Origin of the sequence: Rhodomicrobium sp. (assembly GCF_047605405.1) — a bacterium.
Lineage (GTDB): Bacteria > Pseudomonadota > Alphaproteobacteria > Rhizobiales > Rhodomicrobiaceae > Rhodomicrobium > Rhodomicrobium lacus.
Genome location: NZ_JASGFR010000055.1, coordinates 1 through 17,787, shown reverse-complemented (window position 1 = coordinate 17,787; position 17,787 = coordinate 1). Strand labels below are relative to the sequence as shown.

Here is a 17,787-nt window from a genome sequence, read left to right as displayed (position 1 = left end):
ATGGCCGTGAGCGTGCGAATGACCGTGACCGCTACCGTGATCGTGTCCGTGCATGTGACCCGCTTGCTCCTGCTTGCCTCGCCGATACCGTAGCTTGCGGCAATGTTGATGGAAACCGGTAATTCCGCCCTGAACGGCCCGATACGCGGGCTGCGAACGGAGTCGAAAGATACGATATGCTGGCGATGACTTCATCCGTGTCCGGCGCTCCGGTTCGATCTTGCTCAACGGCTGCTTTACTTTTTCGCGGCCATCGCCGAAATGTCGCGGAACCGGGTTGGAGACCTTGATGCGCGTATTTTCATCCGATGGCGTTGACATAGCCTATACCGTCGACGGCGAAGGCGACCCGATCCTGCTCATCCACGGCTTCGCGTCGAACGCCGCGACCAACTGGAAAGACACGGGCTGGGTGCGGTGGCTGACGGGCAACGGCTTCCGTGTGATCTCGTTCGACAATCGCGGCCATGGCGCAAGCGGCAAGCTTTACGAGCCCGACGCTTACACGGGCCCGGTGATGGCGGAGGATGCGCGCCGGCTGCTCGATCACCTCGGCATCGCGCGCGCCGACGTGATGGGATATTCCATGGGCGCGCGGATAGCGGCTTTCCTCGCCCTGACTCATCCCGAACGCGTGAGGCGAGCGATCTTCGCGGGGCTCGGCGCGAACATGATCCACGGCGTCGGCGATCCCGAACCCATCGCGGAAGCGCTCCTGGCCGACGATCCGGCGGCCGTGGCCGACGCGAACGCGCGCGGCTTCCGCAGCTTTGCGGACAACACGAAAAGCGACCGGCGCGCGCTCGCCGCTTGCATCAAGGCTTCGCGCGACCGCATCCCCGGCGAAGACCTGGCGAGGCTGACAATGCCGGTCCTCGTCGCGGTCGGTACCGTCGACGCCATCGCAGGACCAGCGCAACCGCTCGCGGAGGCGATCCCCGGCGCGCGCGCGCTCGATATTCCGGGCCGAGATCATATGAAGGCTGTCGGCGACCGCGTGTTCAAGGACGGTGTGCTGGCCTTCCTGCGGGAGAAGCCATGATTATTTTCCGTGCAATGTGCATGGCTGGCAAAACTTTGCACAGCTTCGCGCTATCGGTTAAACTCGCGCCAAACGTCCGCTAAGGGGCATACCGCATCATGTTGAAGACGCATCGCCAGAGCACGGTCGCGGGCGTAGCTGCATGCGATCCCATCTGGGAACAGATCCGCGCCGAAGCGCACGACATCACGCGCCGGGAACCGGAATTGACCGCGTTCATCTATTCGAACGTTCTCAATCAGCGCTCCCTCGAACAGGCTGTGTGTCAGAGACTGGCGCAGCGTCTCGGCCACGAGGACGTCGACGCCGACCTCATCCGGCAGACATTCACGGGCGTGGTCGAGAATCGTCCCGAACTTCTGGCGGCCTTTCGCGCGGACCTCGCAGCCGTCTTCGACCGCGATCCCGCTTGCAACCGCCTTATCGACCCGCTGCTTTACTTCAAGGGCTTTCATGCGCTCCAGACGCAACGCTTCGCGCACATCCTGTGGCATCAGGGGCGCGTCGACTTTGCGATGTATCTGCAAAGCCAATCGTCGCGCACTTTCGGCATCGACATCCACCCCGCCGCGAAAATCGGGCGTGGCATCATGTTCGACCACGGGACCGGAATAGTCATCGGCGAAACCGCGGAGGTCGGCGACAATACCTCGCTTCTGCATGCGGTGACGCTTGGCGGCAGCGGCAAGGAGACGGGCGATCGACATCCGAAGATCGGGCGCGGCGTGATGATCGGCGCGGGCTCGAAGATCCTTGGCAACATCCATGTCGGCGACTGCGCGCGCATCGCGGCCGGCAGCGTCGTGCTCAAGGACGTGCCGCCGAAAACGACTGTTGCGGGAGTGCCTGCGAGAGTGGTAGGCGAAGCGGGCTGCGCGCAGCCATCCAGAATGATGGATCAAGCGCTGAACGGAGATTGCGGCTGCTTCGATGAAAGCGCCGAACAGACAGGCACACCATGACGCCCGCAGAAATCAAGGCCCTCGAAAAATACCTCAGGAAGACTTTCGGTCTGGAGGCCATCGAGGTCAAGAAACGCCAGAAGAAGCAGGATTCCGTCGAAGTGTTCGTGAAAGAGGAGTTCATCGGCGTCATCTACAAGGACGACGAAGACGATGAAGTCAGCTATCAGTTCCAGATGGCAATCCTCGAAGACGATCTGAAAGAGTAGGAAAGGCGCGCCATGGCGATCTACGCCCTCGACGGTATTTCTCCCGAGTTGCCGCCCGAGGGCGATTTCTGGATCGCGCCGACAGCCGTGCTTGTCGGCCGGGTTCTCCTTGGCCGCGAGGCTTCGGTGTGGTTCGGATCCGTTCTGCGCGGCGACAACGATCCCATCGAGATCGGCGACGGCACGAATATTCAGGACATGACGATGATCCACACGGATCTCGGCGCGCCCGTGCGTGTCGGCCGGGGCTGCACCATCGGTCACCGTGTCACACTTCATGGTTGCTCGGTCGGCGATAACTGCCTCATCGGCATGGGCGCAACAATTCTCAATCACGCCGTGATCGGCGACAACTGCCTTATAGGCGCCGGCGCGCTCATCACAGAGGGCAAGCAGATCCCGGCGGGCTCCGTCGTGCTTGGGGCTCCCGGCAAGATCGCCCGGGCGGTCACAGCATCGGAGATCGAGGGGTTTCAACGGTCGGCTGCCGGGTATAGGGCCAATGCGCGCCGTTTTCGCGCGGGGCTGGTTTGACCAGCGTTTGATCGTCAAGAGCGCAAAGCCGGTGGCGCAGCGCCGACCAAAAGAAAAAAGGCCGGTGTCTTGGCGTTAAGACACCGGCCTTTTCCTCTGACGCCGGCGGGGACGGGACCTGGGGGGCAAGGATGCCGTCGTCATCGGTTTGCGTGGATAACCCGCGCGCGGGTTCACGGTTCCAGTCACATTCGAGATAATTCGCGCCCGGCGCTCGAATGCGGAAAGCTCGCCATTGCGACCGGCTCCGCTGGGGCGAGATTTTGCGCGGCAAAGCCCTCGAACAGCTGCTGAAAGGTGTGCGCGGTCGGCATCCGCTTGCGCGTTTCCCGCTTCGCGCGCATCATGAGAGTTGCCCGAAACGCAAAAATGCGGCGGGCACCGCGGCATCAGGCTCGCCGCGACCGTATTCTGGGAGGAATACCATGAGCGTTGCAGGAATTCTCAAAGGCAAGGGCCGCACCGTTCTCAGCGTGCTGCCGGATCGAACGGTTTTCGAGGTCGTTCGTCTGCTTCACGCCAACCGGATCGGCGCCGTCGTCGTGGTCGACGAACAGCATCGCGTGCTCGGCATCGTGTCGGAACGGGACATCGTGCGCATTCTCGCGGAGCGCGGACCGGCCTCGCTCGATGAAACGGTGGCCGATCACATGACGCGCCCCGTCTCCACCTGCTCCGAGCATCACAGCATCGACTGGGTGATGGAGGAGATGACACAGCATCGCTTCCGGCATGTCCCCGTCACGGAGAAGGAGCGCCTCGTCGGCATCGTCTCCATCGGCGACGTGGTGAAGGCGAAGCTTGAGGTGGCGGAAGCAGAAGCGGCGCAGATGCGGCAGTATTTTGCCGCCAGTTGAGCAAAAGCCAAGTTGGAAGCCAAGGCGCGCGCATCTGGGATGCCAAGGGCGGGCGCCTTTAGCGACGCCTGAAAACCTTCAGGCGCTGATGCTCGGTCGATCCACGCCCTCGCGCCGGAGCGACGCGAGATAGCGCTGCGCCGCGAGACGCCCCTGCTCGATGGCAAGTTCCGCCTTGTGGAAGTCGAACAGCCCGATCCCGTCGAGATGAACCTGAATGGTGGCGTCGGGCGGATCGCCCGCCAGCCTTGAGCGCGCGATGCGGTTTTGCGTGATGTTGAACGCTTCGAGCACGACGCGCGGAATGCCGGGCGAAGCGTCGCGGTCACGGTCGCGTTTTCGCCCGGCCCCGCCCCATACCTGCCGCCGCACAAGCGCGAAACGACTTTTCTTCACGCGCTCGTCGACGTCGGTGCGGTCCGCCCGCTGGTCGAAAGACGCCTCCGCCTCGATCGGGAAAAGCGTGTTGCGGACATAATGGCCGGAATGAAGCGTCACCGCGATCACGAAGTTTGCGCCCATCGCGCGCGCCGCCGTTACGGGGACCGGATTGACGAGCGCGCCGTCCATGAGCCAGCGCCCGCCGATGCGAACAGGCTTGAAGATGCCCGGCAGCGCATAGGATGCGCGAAGCGCCGCCGCGAGCGACCCCTTCGTGAGCCACACTTCCTGCCCTGTGCCGAGTTCGGTTGCGATTGCGGCGAATTTCTTCGGCAGCTCCTCGATGTGAAGATCGCCGATATGCGAAGCGAGCGTCTTTTCCAGCCGCTTGCCGGACACGAGGCTCGAACCCGCGAGATTGACGTCGAGATAGCGGATCAGCTTGCGCATCGTCATCTCGCGCGCGAAGCTTTTCAGGTCGGCGAGCTGCCCCGCCGCGTAGTACCCTCCGGCGACCGCGCCGATGGATGTGCCCGCAACGATGTCCGGCTCGAACCCGGCTTCGATCAGCACATCGAGCACGCCGATATGGGCAAGCCCACGCGCCGCGCCACCTCCGAGAGCAAGTCCGACCTGCGCCTTTCTCATGCCCTGTCCCGCTTGTGAATCGCCACCTCTAGGGATGAGGAACGGGATTTAAGGAGCAAGTGCGACGTTCTGACGACAGTTGTGTGGTTCGCTGGTCGGTGGCTCGACATTGGTCCTTCATTTCGACCGGTGTCTCCGCACTGTAACCGATCCTCCGATAGAAACGGGTTAAACCTTTTTTTCGCAGCGGCTTATCTTGTAACGAATTCGAGAGCGACACGGTCGGCGTCAGCCTCGACGCGCCGGTAAAAGCACGAGTGGCGGCCCGTATGACACGCGGCTTCGCCCTGAAGCTCGACCTTCACCCAAAGCACATCCTGGTCGCAGTCGGTCAGAAGCTCGCGGACGCGGAGCACGTTTCCGCTCGTCTCGCCCTTTTTCCAGAGCGACTTTCGCGAGCGGCTGTAGAAATGCGCCTCGCCCGTCTCGATGGTGCGGCGGAGCGCCTGCGCGTTCATGAAGGCGAACATGAGAACGCCGCCGCCTTCCGCGTCGGTCACTATGGCCCCGATCAGGCCGTGTTCGTCGAAACGTGGCGTGAAGGCGGTGCCTTCCTCAAGCTCAGCCTTGCTGGCAGAGGGGGCGGCGAATGAAAGATTGCTGTCGGGGCTCATTTTTCTTCTCACCTGCCGGTCAATACGCGCGCGCCGTTCACAAGCTGCAGGAAGCGTTCGCGCTCGGCCTTGTCTTCACTGAAAATGCCCGTGAACCGCGTTGTGATGGTCGTCGTACCCTTCTTGTGAACGCCGCGCATCGTCATGCACTGATGCAGCGCGTCCATCATCACGGCGACGCCCTTCGGTTTCAATGCCCCCTGAATGCAATCGGCGATCTGCGCCGTCATCGTTTCTTGCGTTTGAAGACGCTTCGCATACAGGTCGACCACACGCGCAAGCTTCGAAATGCCGACGATGCGCCGGTCGGGAATGTAGGCGACATGGGCAACGCCGATGATCGGCACCATGTGATGTTCGCAATGGGACGCAAAATCGATGTCGCGCAGCATGACGATATCGTCATAGCCCTGCACGTCCTCGAAGGTGCGCGACAGCTCACCCACCGGATCGCCGTCATAGCCCCAGAAATATTCGGCATAGGAATCGACGACGCGCTTCGGCGTCTCCAGCAACCCTTCGCGGGACGGATCGTCGCCCGTCCATGCGAGGAGCGTGCGAACGGCGGCTTCGGCTTCCTCGCGCGAAGGCCGATTTGCGCCGCCCGCCGCACGCGAGCCGCTTTGCGGTTCCCGCGTTGGCGGTACCGGCGCTGACGCATTTCTTTCCATGAAGCGAACCTCTGCACGGGGCGCGCGCACGTGAAAACGAGGCCCCGCATGATCGATGAAAACGGACGAAAAACCACCTCAGGGCGGCGGCGATTGCATACGTCGCGTCAAAACAGCATATAATCGTAACGGAGAGGGCGGCAAGCCCGCAAGGCCGCGCTTCAGGCGCGCGGGCGTGCCATTTTCAGGATACCGATGACCAATCTGGAAGACATCTACACCGGAAAAGTGCTTGAGCTTTCGGCGAACATGCCGCGCGCCGGGCGTCTCGAACACCCCGATGCCACGGCATCGGCGCACTCGAAACTCTGCGGCTCGCGCATCACGGTCGACCTCACGATGGACGGCGACCGCGTGACGGATTACGCGCAGGACGTGCGCGCCTGCCTGCTCGGCCAAACCTCGGCCGCAGTCATGGGCGCGAACATCGTCGGCTCGACGGCAGCGGAGCTTCGCGCGGTGGGTGCACAGATGCGACGCATGCTGAGACAAGGCGGCGAACCGCCGTCAGGGCGCTGGGCGGACCTCGCCATCCTCGAAATGGTGCGCGATTACAAGGCGCGCCACGCGTCCACGCTGCTCGTGTTCGACGCGGTGGAAGACGCTATCGCCGTGATCGAGGCAAGGCGCGGGAAGGTTTGAGGCGTTTTAAATTCGAGGGTCGATCCACTTATATTTTTCAGACGCGCGTCGTTCGCCGCGAAAATTTCCGCACCCATCCGCACATCAAGGCATCAAAAGTCATCGCATCAAAAACGGCACCGTGAACCCGTGAAACAATACTTGTGTTCGGGCGTCTTCTGACGAACTCTATTGTCCTCTCCAGGCGAGAGATCCATTTGCGGGAGGCTTGATTGCGGTGGCCGGAACGAAGCTGCTCCTTATGCTTGGCGGTTATGTCGCCATGCTCCTCTGGGGTCTGCATATGGTGCAAACCGGCGTCTCGCGCGGCTTCGGCGGGACGCTTCGCCACCTTCTGAGAACAGCGCTCGATACAAGGTGGAAGGCTTTCCTCTGCGGCACAGCCGTTACGGCGCTTCTGCAAAGCAGCACGGCAACCGCCTTCATGCTGGCCGGCTTTCTCAGCGCCGGCTACGTCGATCTGCCGCTCGCGCTGGCCGCGATCCTCGGCGCGAATGTCGGCACGACGCTGATCGTGCAGGTTCTCACTTTCGACATTTCGGCCGTCATTCCCGTGCTGTTGCTCGGCGGCCTCGTCGCCTTCAAGCGCGCCGGCCTGTCGCGAACACGCGACATGGGGCGGATAGCGATCGGCCTCGGGCTCATGCTGCTGTCGCTGCGGCTCATCGCGGAGGCGCTTCACCCTGTCGAGCAAGCGGAACCGTTGCGCGTCCTGTTCTCGTCGCTCGCGAGCGATCCCGTGCTTACGTTCCTGATCGGCGCCGCGTTGACATGGGCTGCGCACTCAAGTGTAGCCAGCGTATTGTTCGTGATGTCCCTTGCCGCAACATCCGTGCTGCCGATGTCTGCCGCCCTTGCCTTCGTGCTCGGCGCGAATTTCGGCAACACGATCCCGCAGCTTATTGCAACGTCGGGCGATCCGGCCTCGCGACAGCTCGCGCTCGGAAATGTCCTCGTGCGGAGCCTCGGCTGCGTTGCCGCCCTGCCCTTTCTTCCCGGCATCGCGGTTTGGCTCGATGGCAATCTCGGCGCCCCGGCCGAGGAAGTTGCGGCGTTCCACATGCTCTTCAACGTGGCTGTCGCAATCCTTTTTCTTCCGCTGACACCCCCCCTCGCGGCTCTCTGCAAACGGCTTTCGCCCAAGGTGCCTGCGAAAAAGGCGGGCGCGCCGCTTTACATCTCGCTGTCCACCCCGCCCGCCCTGTCGAGCATCGCGCTGGCCGACGCCGCGCGCGAAACGCTCCGCATGGCAGACACGGTCGAACTGATGCTGCGCAATCTCAAGCTTGCGATCGGCATGAACGACCGCAAGCTTCTGGCCGAGATCGAGACGCTCGACGACACCGTCGATGCGCTTCACAACGCCATCAAGCTCTATCTCATCGAGATCGGCAACGAGGAGGGGCTTGCGGACGAGGACCGGCGCCGCTGCTGGGAGATCCTCGACTTCGTGATCAATCTCGAACATGCGGGCGATATCCTCGACAAGAGCCTGCGCGAGATCGCCGCGAAGAAGATCAAGCACCGCCTCAGCTTCTCCGAGGAGGGGCAGGCCGAGATCGATGAAATGCTTGACAGGGTGATCGCCGACCTTCGCCTTGCGCTCGGCGTATTCATGAACGGCGACGAGCGCCGCGCGCGCGAGCTGGTCGATGAAAAGGTCTATCTGCGCGACTTCGAGCGCCGCCTGATCGAAAGCCACCTGAAACGCTTGCAGATCGGGCGGGCGGAAAGCCTCGAAACCTCAGCCCTGCACCTCGACATCGCGCGCGATCTGAAGCGCATCGCGTCGCATTTCGTGTCGGTGGCCTACCCGATCCTTGAGGAAAAGGGTGCGCTGCTGCGGACGCGGCTGATCAGCTAGGCAGTGTACGAAGCACCTGCCCTGTTGCATGCGCGGCTGGAACGTGGGAAAGCTTTCGCAAAATTCCCGCACAGATCCAACGGCACGCACTTCCAGGCACGCTCCCCATGAAATTCACGCTTTCCTGGCTCAAGGACCATCTCGACACCAACGCCACGCTCGACGAGATCGCGGCGAAGCTCACGCTCATCGGCCTCGAAGTCGAAGGCATCGAGAACAAGGCCGCGAAGCTCGAAAGCTTCATCGTCGCGCGCGTCGTCGAGGCGGAGCCGCATCCGAACGCCGACAAGCTGCGCGTGCTGAAAGTCGACAACGGCACCGAGCTGTTGCAGGTCGTCTGCGGGGCGCCGAATGCGCGCCCGGGGCTTCTCGGCGTGTTCGCTCAACCCGGCACCTACGTTCCCGGCCTCGACGTGACACTCGGCAAGGCCAGCATTCGCGGCGTCGAATCGCTTGGCATGATGTGTTCCGAGCGCGAGCTTCTGCTTTCCACCGAGCATAACGGCATCATCGAGCTGCCGGAGGAGGCGGCGGAGCATGTCGGCGAGCGCTTCGTGGATTTCGCCGGGCTCGACGATCCGGTGATCGAGATTGCCATTACGCCGAACCGGCCCGACTGCCTCGGCGTGCGCGGCGTGGCGCGCGATCTCGCGGCGGCGGGCCTCGGCACGCTGAAGCCCGCGCCGGAAGGCTTCGAGGGCGGCGCATTCCCCTCCCCCATCGCCATCGAATTGCCGCTGCCGGAAGGCGCGGAAAACGCCTGCCCGCATTTCGTCGGCCGCCTCGTGCGCGGTGTGAAGGTCGGCCCCTCGCCCGAATGGCTCCAGCGCCGCCTCAAGGCCATCGGCCTACGCCCGATCAACGCGGCGGTGGACGTGACGAACTACGTCTCCTACGACCGCGCGCGCCCGCTTCACGTCTACGACGCCGACAGGCTCGAAGGCCCCGTCGCGGCGCGTCTTGGCCGCGCGGGCGAGAGCTTCGTCGCGCTCGACGGCAAGACGTATGAGGTGGACGAGACCATGTGCGTGATCGCCGATGCGGCGCGCGTGCTGGGGCTTGGCGGCGTCATGGGCGGCGAGGCATCCGGCACGACGGAAGCGACGACCTCCATCTTCATCGAAAGCGCCTATTTCGACCCGGCGCGGACGGCGGCGACGGGCCGCAAGACCGGCATCAATTCGGATGCGCGCTTCCGTTTCGAACGCGGCATCGACCCGCAAAGCCAGTCCGAGGGCTTGAACCTCGCGACGAAGCTGATCCTCGACTTCTGCGGCGGCGAGGCGAGCGAAGTCGTTTCCGCTGGCGCGGCGCCTGCCGGCAAACCCGCCGTGGCGTTCGACCCGGCCCTCGTGCAGAAGCTGTCCGGCGCGCGCTTCTCCGGCGCGGAGATCGCCGCGGCGCTGAAGCATCTCGGCTTCACCATCTCCGGCACCGGCCCCGTTTTCACCGTGACCCCGCCATCGTGGCGGCCCGACATCAACGGCGCGGCCGACCTCGTGGAAGAGGTGGTGAGGCTCTCCGGCGCCGAGCGCATCCCGTCCACGCCCCTGCCGCGCGATCCCGGCATCGCGCGCGCCGTGCTCACGCAGAGCCAGAAGCGCGTGCTAGCCGCGCGCCGCACGCTCGCCACGCGCGGCCTCGTCGAAGCCGTTACATGGTCCTTCATCTCCGAAGCCGAGGCGCGCCATTTCGGCGGCGGCGCGGCGGCGCTGAAGCTCGCCAACCCGATTTCCAGCGAAATGACCGACATGCGGCCGAGCCTGCTGCCCGGCCTTCTCGAAGCCGCGCGCGCGAACGCCAATCGCGGCTTCGAGGACGTTGCGCTGTTCGAGATCGGCCAGATCTTCAAGGGCGCGAAGCCGGAGGATCAGGCGAACGCGGCGAGCGGCGTCCGCACCGGCACCGCGCGGCTTGGCGGCGCTGGCCGCCATTGGGACGGCGCGGGCAAGCCGGTCGACGTGTTCGACGCCAAGGCCGATGCGCTCGCCGTGCTGGAGGCGCTGGGTCTCGATCCCGCCCGCGTGCAGGTCACGCGCGAGGCGCCCGCATGGTATCACCCCGGCCGCTCCGGCGCGCTGAAACTCGGTCCGAAGACCGTGCTCGGCCATTTCGGCGAGCTTCACCCCGAGACGCTGAAGGTGCTCGACATCTCCGGCCCCGTCGCCGTGTTCGAGATTGTCCTCGACGCCGTGCCCGCGCCGCGCAGGAAGGGCACCGCCAAGGGCGCGCTGATCCTCTCCGGCTTCCAGCCCGTGCAGCGCGACTTCGCCTTCCTTGTCGACAAGGACGTGGAGGCCGCCGCCGTGCTGCGCGCCGCCGAAGGCGCGGAAAAGGCGCTCATCAGCCGCGTCGCCGTGTTCGACGTGTTCGAGGGCAAGGGTGTGCCCGAGGGCAAGAAGTCGCTCGCCATCGAGGTGACGCTCACGCCGCCCGACCGCACGCTGACGGAGGCCGAGATCGAGGCTGTATCGCAAAAGGTCGTCGCGCAGGTGCAGAAGGCGACGGGAGCTGAGCTTAGGGGATAGTCGCTCGGCCCAATTCGATGGCGGCAAGTTTTGGAGCCCGACGTGAACAACAACCAGCCACCAGAAAATATAACCAAAAAGCCGAAGGGCGTTCTACTGCTTATAGTTATAGTAGTCCTATCTCCATTTATAGGTTCTTTTTTCATAATTGCCTACAATTGGCTTCAATACGTTTCGGGACCTCCGGTATCCCATCCAAGAAATTATGCTCTATCGGATTTGGTTTATGGTTGGTTTTTGCTCGCAATAGTCGGTTATTTTTTTACTTTTGTTCCTTCTCTAATCGTCGGCTTCGTCGCCAGATCAATAATTATCAAACGCAGTCGATTCAGCATCTTGGAAACTATATTTTTAGCCCTTCTCGCCATCGGCGTGCTTGTTTTGCAATTGACCCTAATGATATGTGGATCCGCGACTGAATGCCGCCCAGGATTACTTCCAATGTATTGGTATCTGGTTCCAATGTCTTGGTATCTCGTTCCAATAGCACTGCCGTTTACGCTCTTGACAGCCTTCGTTATTCGTTGGCTGTGCTTCCGATTGAAGCTGATGAGATAGACACCAAGCAGCCCGTAAACACCGGCTGCCCGCTTTCGCGTTCTGGATCGCTTCGTAGGCATGGAATCACTGATTAAATCGTGCGCGCGACGCGGAAGCCGTAATAGCCGAGCCGGATGTCCGCGTAGAGGCGGCTGCGGCTCGCCGCACGCAGGAATTGCGGGCCGTCGTTCCACGAACCGCCGCGCAACACATGGCCGGAGTTGCCGTTGACCTGCGCGCCGCCGCTCGCCTTGAGGTGGTCTTTCTTGTCCCAGTAGCCACGGTGCCACTTGTCAGCGCACCATTCCCAGACATTGCCGTGCACCTGATAGAGGCCCCACGGGTTCGCCTCGAAATCGAGCACCGGCACCGTCCCCTTGCGATGCACACCCGCCTCGCCGCCGCCTTCGTAGACATGCGTACTGTCGTAATTCGCCTGCTCCGGCGTGATAGACGAGCCCCACCAGAACGGCGTCGCCGTGCCCGCGCGGGCCGCATATTCCCATTCCGCCTCGGACGGCAGCCGGTACGGCTTGCCCGTTGTCTTGCCGAGCCATTCCACATAGGCCGAGGCGTCTTTCCAGCTCACGCCGATGACGGGGTGGCTGTCGTCCTGTGCGAAACCATGGCTGCGAAGCGTGCCCGCGTCGTGGCCTGTCGCCGCGACGAACGCCTTGAACTCTCCGCGCGTCACGGCCGCGCGCCCGATGGCGAACGGCTTCGGGATCGTCGTCTCGTGCTGCGGGCTTTCCGCGCCGACCTCCCACGCCTCGCGCTGCGGCTCGTCGTTCGGCGCGCCCTGCAGGAAGCGGCCCGAAGGCACGACGACCAGTTCCGGCCCCGCCTCGATGTCCTTGAACCACTCGGTCTTGCCCGCGCCCGGCAGGAACCAGCGCCCGTGCTCGTTCGCGGGATGCGGCGTGTCGACCTCGATCCGGCCTTCCTCGCGCCAGATCGCTTCGAGGCGCTCGCGCTCGGCGCGCTCCTCCTCCGTCTCGATGCGGACGGGCGCAACCGGAGCCGCAACCGGCGATGCCAACGCCGGAAGGTCCCCGGCAGCCGCAGACTGCGATCCGAAGATGATCGAGAGAATTGAACGGCCCATCCCCGCCTCCTTGCCCGCGCTTCTTAGGCCCGCCCTTTCAACGCCGAAGGGCGGAGCCGCTGAAAATCGTATCCTGCCCATCGGGTACGCCAAGCCGCGCGTGAGCGCAAGACGAAGGCGGCGACAGCGTCAACGCGGCCCGGCGGAGCTTCGTGTCAGTGCTACACGCCTGCCCCGCCCGTCACCTTCACCGCGAAGGCATAGGCCAGCGCGTCCTCCTTCAACTGCTCGAAGCGGCCCGACGCGCCGCCGTGGCCCGCGTCCATGTTGATCTTGAGCAGCAGCAGATTGCCGTCCGTCTTCGTCGCGCGGAGCTTCGCCGCCCATTTCGCGGGCTCCCAATAGGTCACGCGCGGATCGGTGAGCCCGCCCGTGATGAGGAGCGGCGGGTAATTTTGCGCGCGCACATTGTCGTAAGGGCTGTAGGCGGCGATGGTGCGGTAATCCTCCACGCTCGCGATGGGGTTGCCCCATTCGGGCCACTCGGGCGGGGTGAGCGGCAGCGTGTCGTCGAGCATGGTGGAGAGCACGTCCACGAAGGGCACATCCGCCACGACGCCCGCGAACAGCTCCGGCGCCATGTTCGCAACCGCGCCCATGAGCATGCCGCCCGCCGAGCCGCCATGCGCCACGATGCGGCCTTCGCCCGTGAAGCGCTCCGCCGCGAGATAGCGCCCGGCGGCGATGAAGTCCTTGAAGGTGTTCGTCTTCTTCGCGAGCTTGCCGTCCTTGTACCAGCGATAGCCCTTATCCTTGCCGCCGCGGATATGGGCGATGGCGTAGACGAAGCCGCGATCGACGAGGCTGAGGCGCGTTGTCGAGAAGCCCGCCGGGATCGACATGCCGTAGGAGCCGTAGCCGTAGAGGAGGCACGGCGCGGTGCCGTCGAGCGGGGTGTCCTTGCGATAGAGGAGCGAGACGGGCACCGTTTCGCCGTCCCATGCGGGCGCATGGACGCGGCGCGTCACGTAATCCGCCGCGTTATGACCGCTCGGCACTTCCTGCGTCTTGCGCAGCGTGCGCTCGCGGGTGCGCATGTCGTAGTCGAACACCTGGCGCGGAGTCGTCATCGACGAATAGACGAAACGCAGCGTATCGGTGTCGTATTCGTAGCCGCCGCCGAACCCGAGCGAATAGGCCTCCTCGTCGAACGCAATGGCATGCTCGCTGCCGTCCGAGGCGTTGCGGATCACGATGCGCGGCAGCCCGTCCTCGCGTTCGAGCCGCACGATCCAGTTCCTGAAACAGGTCACGTCGAGGATAAGGCGTCCCGGCTTGTGCGGCACGAGTTCCCGCCAGTTTGCGCGAGCCGGTGCATCGACCGGCGTCTCCACGATCTTGTAGTCTTCCGCGCCGCCTTCGTTCGTCAGGATGATGAAGCGGCCTTCGTGATGATCCACGCTGTAATCGAGGTTCACCTCGCGCGGCGCGACGACGCGAAGCCCCTGATCCGGCGCGGCAAGGTCGAGAAAATGCACTTCCGCCGTCTCGTGATCGCCCGCGCTGATGAAGACGAAACGCTTGTCGAGGCTTTCGCCCACGCGCGTGAAGAAGCCGGAATCCTTTTCGCGATAGACGAGTTCATCCTCGCTCGCGGGCGTGCCGAGCCTGTGGCGCATCACCTGAAGCGGGCGGCGATGCTCGTCCACGCGGATGTAATAGAAGGCGCTCGCGTCCGGCGTCCACACCGCGCCGCCTTCCGAGTCGGGCACGAAATCGGCGGTGTCCTCGCCCGTTTCGAGGTCGCGCACACGAAACGCATAAAACTCCGAGCCCTTGTCGTCATAGGCATAGGCGAGCTTCCTGTGATCCGGGCTCCAGTCGATCGCGCCGAGCGAGAAATACGGCTTGTCCCTGGCGAGCGCATCGCCATTGAGCAGCACCTGAGCCGCGCCGCCGCCGCGCGGCTCGCGGATGAGGCGCGGATGCTGCCCGCCCACGACGAAATCGGTGAAATAGGCGAAAGGGCCATCCGGCGCCGGCACGGAGGAGTCGTCCTCCTTGATGCGCCCCTTCATCTCCGCGAAGAGCGTTTTCTGAAGCGCTTCGGTGTCCTCCATGGCCGCCTTGGTGTAGGCGTTTTCGGCGTCGAGATAGGCGCGCACGTCAGCCGACAGCGCTGCGGGATTGCGCATCACCTCCTGCCAGTTGTCGACGCGCAGCCATGCGTAATCGTCGACGCGCTCGATGCCGTGGTGGATGTCGCGGGCTGGCCGCTTGTCGGCAACAGGCGGGCGGGAGGTTGTCTCGTGCGCGTCGGTGGCCATGGCCTGCCCTTTCATGATTGGGATCGGTCCGTTGTTATTAAGCGCTGCGGGCTCTCTTCTCAACGGCGACATGGCGGAAAGAACGAGAGGCCTCGCGCGATCTCGCGAAAATCTGACTGCATGTTCATCAACGAGTGCGAACAGAGATGCTAGAACGAAGGGCAGGAAAACAACTTCAGGTATGAAAGACGCATGATGAACAGCCCGCGCCGCCTCGCCGCCGCATTGGCGTTCGCCGCAGCGACAGCCCTTCCCTTGGCGCCTCACAGCGCGGTCGCGAAGGACGATCCGCTATCGCGCGAAGCCATGTACGAAGACCCCGACGCGCCGGTGAGCGGCAACCCGAAGGGCGACGTCACCATCGTCGCGTTTCTCGACTACAACTGCCCCTATTGCAAGAAGTCGGTCGGCGACCTCAAGCGCATCGTCAGGGACGACGGCAAAATTCGCCTGATCTACAAGGAATGGCCGATCCTCGGGAACGCGTCGAAACTCGCCTCGAGGCTCGCGCTCGCGGCCAATTATCAGGGCAAATACGAAGCCGCGCACGAGGCTCTCATGCGCGCGGTCAATCACGCGTCGACCAGGGCACAGCTCGTGAAGGCGCTCGGCAACGCCGGCATCGACACGACGCGGCTTGAGGCCGATCTCGCCGCGCATGGAAAGGACATCGACCGCGCGCTCGCGCGCAACGACGCGCAGGGCGACATCGTCGGCTTTCAGGGCGCGCCCACCTATCTCATCGGGCCGCTCGTCTCCTCGACGCTCGATTACGCGGGCTTCAAGCGCGCCGTTGCCGACGCGAGGGCGCGCCAGCCCGCGGCGCAGTAGTCGAGCGCGCATTTGTAACGAGCCGATCAAGAAGCGGTTAGCGCAGGGCCGTCATAATCAGAGACCGGTGCGGAAGTCCGGTGCCGCCGCTGTATGATGAAAGGGCTCTCGCATGAAGTCGCTCCGCCCTGTCTGGATCGTGCTGGCCCTCCTCACGGCTGCGGCGGTTTTCTATTCCTGGGTGCAAGCTTGGACTACCGACTATTCCGCGTGGCATATCATCGGCCTCGGGCTGAGCGTGGTGTTTCTAGCGCTCGTGTGGCTTTATCCCGGCGTCCGCCAGCCGACAAAGCCGCCGCGCTGATGCGGCCTGCGCAAGCGCGCTGCGTTGACATCCGCATACGGAGTTGCTAGTCACCAGATCGGTTGGCAGTTCACCAAGGCGTTGCCGCCCCGACAAGGGGAGCTAAACCTGCCTTCTATCGGTGTCACGGACTCTTATCCCGCGCCAGGTCGCAAGACGGCAACCCCGACAATCCAGGCATGGATCGGCGCAATGTCGAGGGGTAAGCCATGTCACATCTACGCCAACGCGCTGGCACTTGCGCGCATTTCGCATCTCCAACCATCATTAAGACGGCCCTCGGCCCTGTCGAATGCGCCTCTTACGGCGAAGGTCCGGCCATTATCGCCTTGCACGGCGGATTGGGCGGCTTCGACCAGAGCCTGCTTCTGGCGCGGGCTGCCCTCTCGACGCCGGGGTATCAAATACTGGCCATATCGCGTCCCGGCTATCTCGGAACGCCTTTGAATGCCGGGCAGACGCCTGAAGAGCAGGCGGACCTTTGCAAAGCCCTGCTCGACGCGCTCGAAATCGGGAAGGCCGCCATCATAGCCGTCTCGGCCGGAGGGCTCGCCGCGCTTCAATTCGCCCTGCGCCATCCGGAACGGTGCTGGGGATTGGTTCTGGTCTCCGCCGCGACAGGCCATCTCGACGCGCCGCCCGAGGTTCCCCGGCGTCTTGCCGCGATGAGGCTGCTGTCGCGCATTCCCTTCGCGACGGCCCTGGTGCGATGGCGCATGAGGCTCACGCCCGAAGCGTCAGCGCGCCGCTCCATCGCAGCGGCTGACTTGCGGCGGAGCACCCTCGCCCATCCCGACGCGGGCCCGCTGATGCTCGCGCTTTCGCTGAGTGTGCTGGAAAGACTGCCGGAACGTCTTCCCGGCGTCATGAACGACATGGCGCAACTGGAGGCGGCGGACGTTTATCCGCTGGAAGATATCCCCCCGCCGGTTCTTGTCGTGCATGGCACGGGCGACCGCGTGGTGCCCTTTTCGCATGCGCTGGAGGTCGCGAACAGGATGGAACGCTCCGAACTCATGGCGATCGAGAACGGCGAACATGTAAGTCTGTTCACGCATCTGGACGTCATAAGGGATCGGGTCCGGCTCTTCCTCGCCCGCCACGTTCCGACGCCATCGTGCGCTCAATCGGACGCGACACGACGATGCGGTTCCTGATTGTCGGTTAGTTACCTGCGTCAGATCGGGTCCGATTTGGCGCAGGTAGATTTAAAGCCCGGATTCGGTCCGGGCATATCAGACCCATTATTGCAGCCCTCCCCAAACATAGGAAACCGATGAGGCTGCGGAATTACCCGCCTTCATCAGATCAAAAGCGGCCCCCATCCTTCTTGTTTTGTCGCGCACTTATCACATTTTTCGGAACTCACCGTGCCTGGCGCCGCAAAATCGCCCGCGCGAATCGGCCTTCCAAGCCCGAGCGCCGACAACAACATCCGGGATTTGCGCGGCCTTTGGACTGGTCTTGGCGGACGCGAAAAGCTCGCCTGAGATCGTGCCAGCGCGTGCGCAAATTTCGGCTGTCGGCGCCATGAACGCCTCGCACGCAACTTCTTTCAATCGCGGCGACGTAACAGGGCGATCATATGTTGCCTAGCTCCCGAACTCTTGATATGAGGATGCGCGCGCGACAGGCGGCATGCGAAAGCGACCCTTCGGGTCGGCCGTTGTTCTTCGTGTGTCCGCGTTTCCCGCTACGGAGAGGTGCTAGAGTGGTTGAATAGGCCGGTCTCGAAAACCGGAGTACGGGCAACCGTACCGTGGGTTCGAATCCCACCCTCTCCGCCAA

At 63.6% G+C, this 17,787-nt stretch carries 16 protein-coding genes and 1 tRNA gene; 12 read left to right on the top strand and 5 right to left on the bottom strand.

All coding sequences use genetic code 11. The features are described from left to right. The first annotated feature begins 289 nt into the window (after positions 1 to 289). The 5 genes from QM659_RS15910 (at position 290) to QM659_RS15890 (ending at position 3,604) form a co-directional block, all read left to right on the top strand. Complete coding sequence (locus QM659_RS15910; RefSeq protein ID WP_415189173.1) at positions 290 to 1,042, top strand: alpha/beta fold hydrolase; 753 nt, start codon at positions 290 to 292, stop codon at positions 1,040 to 1,042. Positions 1,043 to 1,137: 95 nt separating this feature from the next. Then, positions 1,138 to 2,004, top strand: coding sequence for a serine O-acetyltransferase (cysE, locus tag QM659_RS15905; RefSeq protein ID WP_415189174.1), 867 nt, complete (start codon positions 1,138 to 1,140; stop codon positions 2,002 to 2,004). Continuing rightward, complete coding sequence (locus tag QM659_RS15900) at positions 2,001 to 2,213, top strand: DUF3126 family protein (protein ID WP_127076224.1); 213 nt, start codon at positions 2,001 to 2,003, stop codon at positions 2,211 to 2,213. Before cysE ends, QM659_RS15900 begins: the two co-directional genes overlap by 4 nt. Positions 2,214 to 2,225: 12 nt before the next feature. Continuing rightward, the gene (locus QM659_RS15895; protein ID WP_415189172.1) at positions 2,226 to 2,747 is read left to right on the top strand and encodes a gamma carbonic anhydrase family protein; all 522 of its coding nucleotides are present in this window, start codon (positions 2,226 to 2,228) and stop codon (positions 2,745 to 2,747) included. A 425-nt stretch (positions 2,748 to 3,172) separates the two neighbouring features. Beyond that, positions 3,173 to 3,604, top strand: coding sequence for a CBS domain-containing protein (locus QM659_RS15890; RefSeq protein WP_415189171.1), 432 nt, complete (start codon positions 3,173 to 3,175; stop codon positions 3,602 to 3,604). A gap of 78 nt (positions 3,605 to 3,682) precedes the next feature. Here the strand turns inward: QM659_RS15890 and QM659_RS15885 are convergent, their stop codons facing one another. From QM659_RS15885 to folE, 3 genes are all read right to left on the bottom strand, one after another. After that, the gene (locus QM659_RS15885; protein WP_415189170.1) at positions 3,683 to 4,633 is read right to left on the bottom strand and encodes a patatin-like phospholipase family protein; all 951 of its coding nucleotides are present in this window, start codon (positions 4,631 to 4,633) and stop codon (positions 3,683 to 3,685) included. A gap of 191 nt (positions 4,634 to 4,824) precedes the next feature. Continuing rightward, complete coding sequence (gene hisI, locus QM659_RS15880) at positions 4,825 to 5,247, bottom strand: phosphoribosyl-AMP cyclohydrolase (RefSeq protein WP_415189169.1); 423 nt, start codon at positions 5,245 to 5,247, stop codon at positions 4,825 to 4,827. A gap of 8 nt (positions 5,248 to 5,255) precedes the next feature. Next, positions 5,256 to 5,918, bottom strand: a complete 663-nt coding sequence (gene folE, locus QM659_RS15875) for a GTP cyclohydrolase I FolE (RefSeq protein ID WP_415189168.1) — start codon at positions 5,916 to 5,918, stop codon at positions 5,256 to 5,258. Between the two features lie 195 nt (positions 5,919 to 6,113). On the opposite strand from folE, the gene QM659_RS15870 reads away from it, so the two are divergent. From QM659_RS15870 to pheT, 3 genes are all read left to right on the top strand, one after another. After that, positions 6,114 to 6,560 carry an iron-sulfur cluster assembly scaffold protein gene (locus tag QM659_RS15870; RefSeq protein WP_415189167.1) on the top strand — a complete coding sequence of 149 codons (447 nt, stop codon included), beginning with the start codon at positions 6,114 to 6,116 and terminating at the stop codon, positions 6,558 to 6,560. A gap of 217 nt (positions 6,561 to 6,777) precedes the next feature. Then, positions 6,778 to 8,424 carry a Na/Pi cotransporter family protein gene (locus tag QM659_RS15865; protein WP_415189166.1) on the top strand — a complete coding sequence of 549 codons (1,647 nt, stop codon included), beginning with the start codon at positions 6,778 to 6,780 and terminating at the stop codon, positions 8,422 to 8,424. A gap of 107 nt (positions 8,425 to 8,531) precedes the next feature. Beyond that, positions 8,532 to 10,952, top strand: a complete 2,421-nt coding sequence (gene pheT, locus QM659_RS15860; protein ID WP_415189165.1) for a phenylalanine--tRNA ligase subunit beta — start codon at positions 8,532 to 8,534, stop codon at positions 10,950 to 10,952. Positions 10,953 to 11,583: 631 nt separating this feature from the next. Here pheT and QM659_RS15855 read toward each other — a convergent pair. Together QM659_RS15855 and QM659_RS15850 are read right to left on the bottom strand one after the other, a co-directional pair. After that, on the bottom strand, positions 11,584 to 12,597 hold the full coding sequence (locus QM659_RS15855; RefSeq protein ID WP_415189164.1) for a formylglycine-generating enzyme family protein: 1,014 nt from the start codon (positions 12,595 to 12,597) through the stop codon (positions 11,584 to 11,586). A gap of 161 nt (positions 12,598 to 12,758) precedes the next feature. Next, complete coding sequence (locus QM659_RS15850) at positions 12,759 to 14,864, bottom strand: S9 family peptidase (RefSeq protein WP_415189163.1); 2,106 nt, start codon at positions 14,862 to 14,864, stop codon at positions 12,759 to 12,761. Between the two features lie 192 nt (positions 14,865 to 15,056). Here QM659_RS15850 and QM659_RS15845 point away from each other — a divergent pair, with 192 nt between their 5' ends. From QM659_RS15845 to QM659_RS15830, 4 genes are all read left to right on the top strand, one after another. Continuing rightward, positions 15,057 to 15,695 carry a DsbA family protein gene (locus QM659_RS15845; protein ID WP_415189162.1) on the top strand — a complete coding sequence of 213 codons (639 nt, stop codon included), beginning with the start codon at positions 15,057 to 15,059 and terminating at the stop codon, positions 15,693 to 15,695. Positions 15,696 to 15,807: 112 nt separating this feature from the next. Next, entirely contained in the window at positions 15,808 to 15,999 is a 192-nt protein-coding gene (locus QM659_RS15840) for a hypothetical protein (protein ID WP_415189161.1), read from the top strand. A gap of 209 nt (positions 16,000 to 16,208) precedes the next feature. Next, positions 16,209 to 17,156 carry an alpha/beta fold hydrolase gene (locus QM659_RS15835; RefSeq protein ID WP_415189160.1) on the top strand — a complete coding sequence of 316 codons (948 nt, stop codon included), beginning with the start codon at positions 16,209 to 16,211 and terminating at the stop codon, positions 17,154 to 17,156. Positions 17,157 to 17,696: 540 nt separating this feature from the next. After that, a tRNA-Ser gene (locus QM659_RS15830) sits at positions 17,697 to 17,786 on the top strand. Position 17,787: the final 1 nt, after the last annotated feature.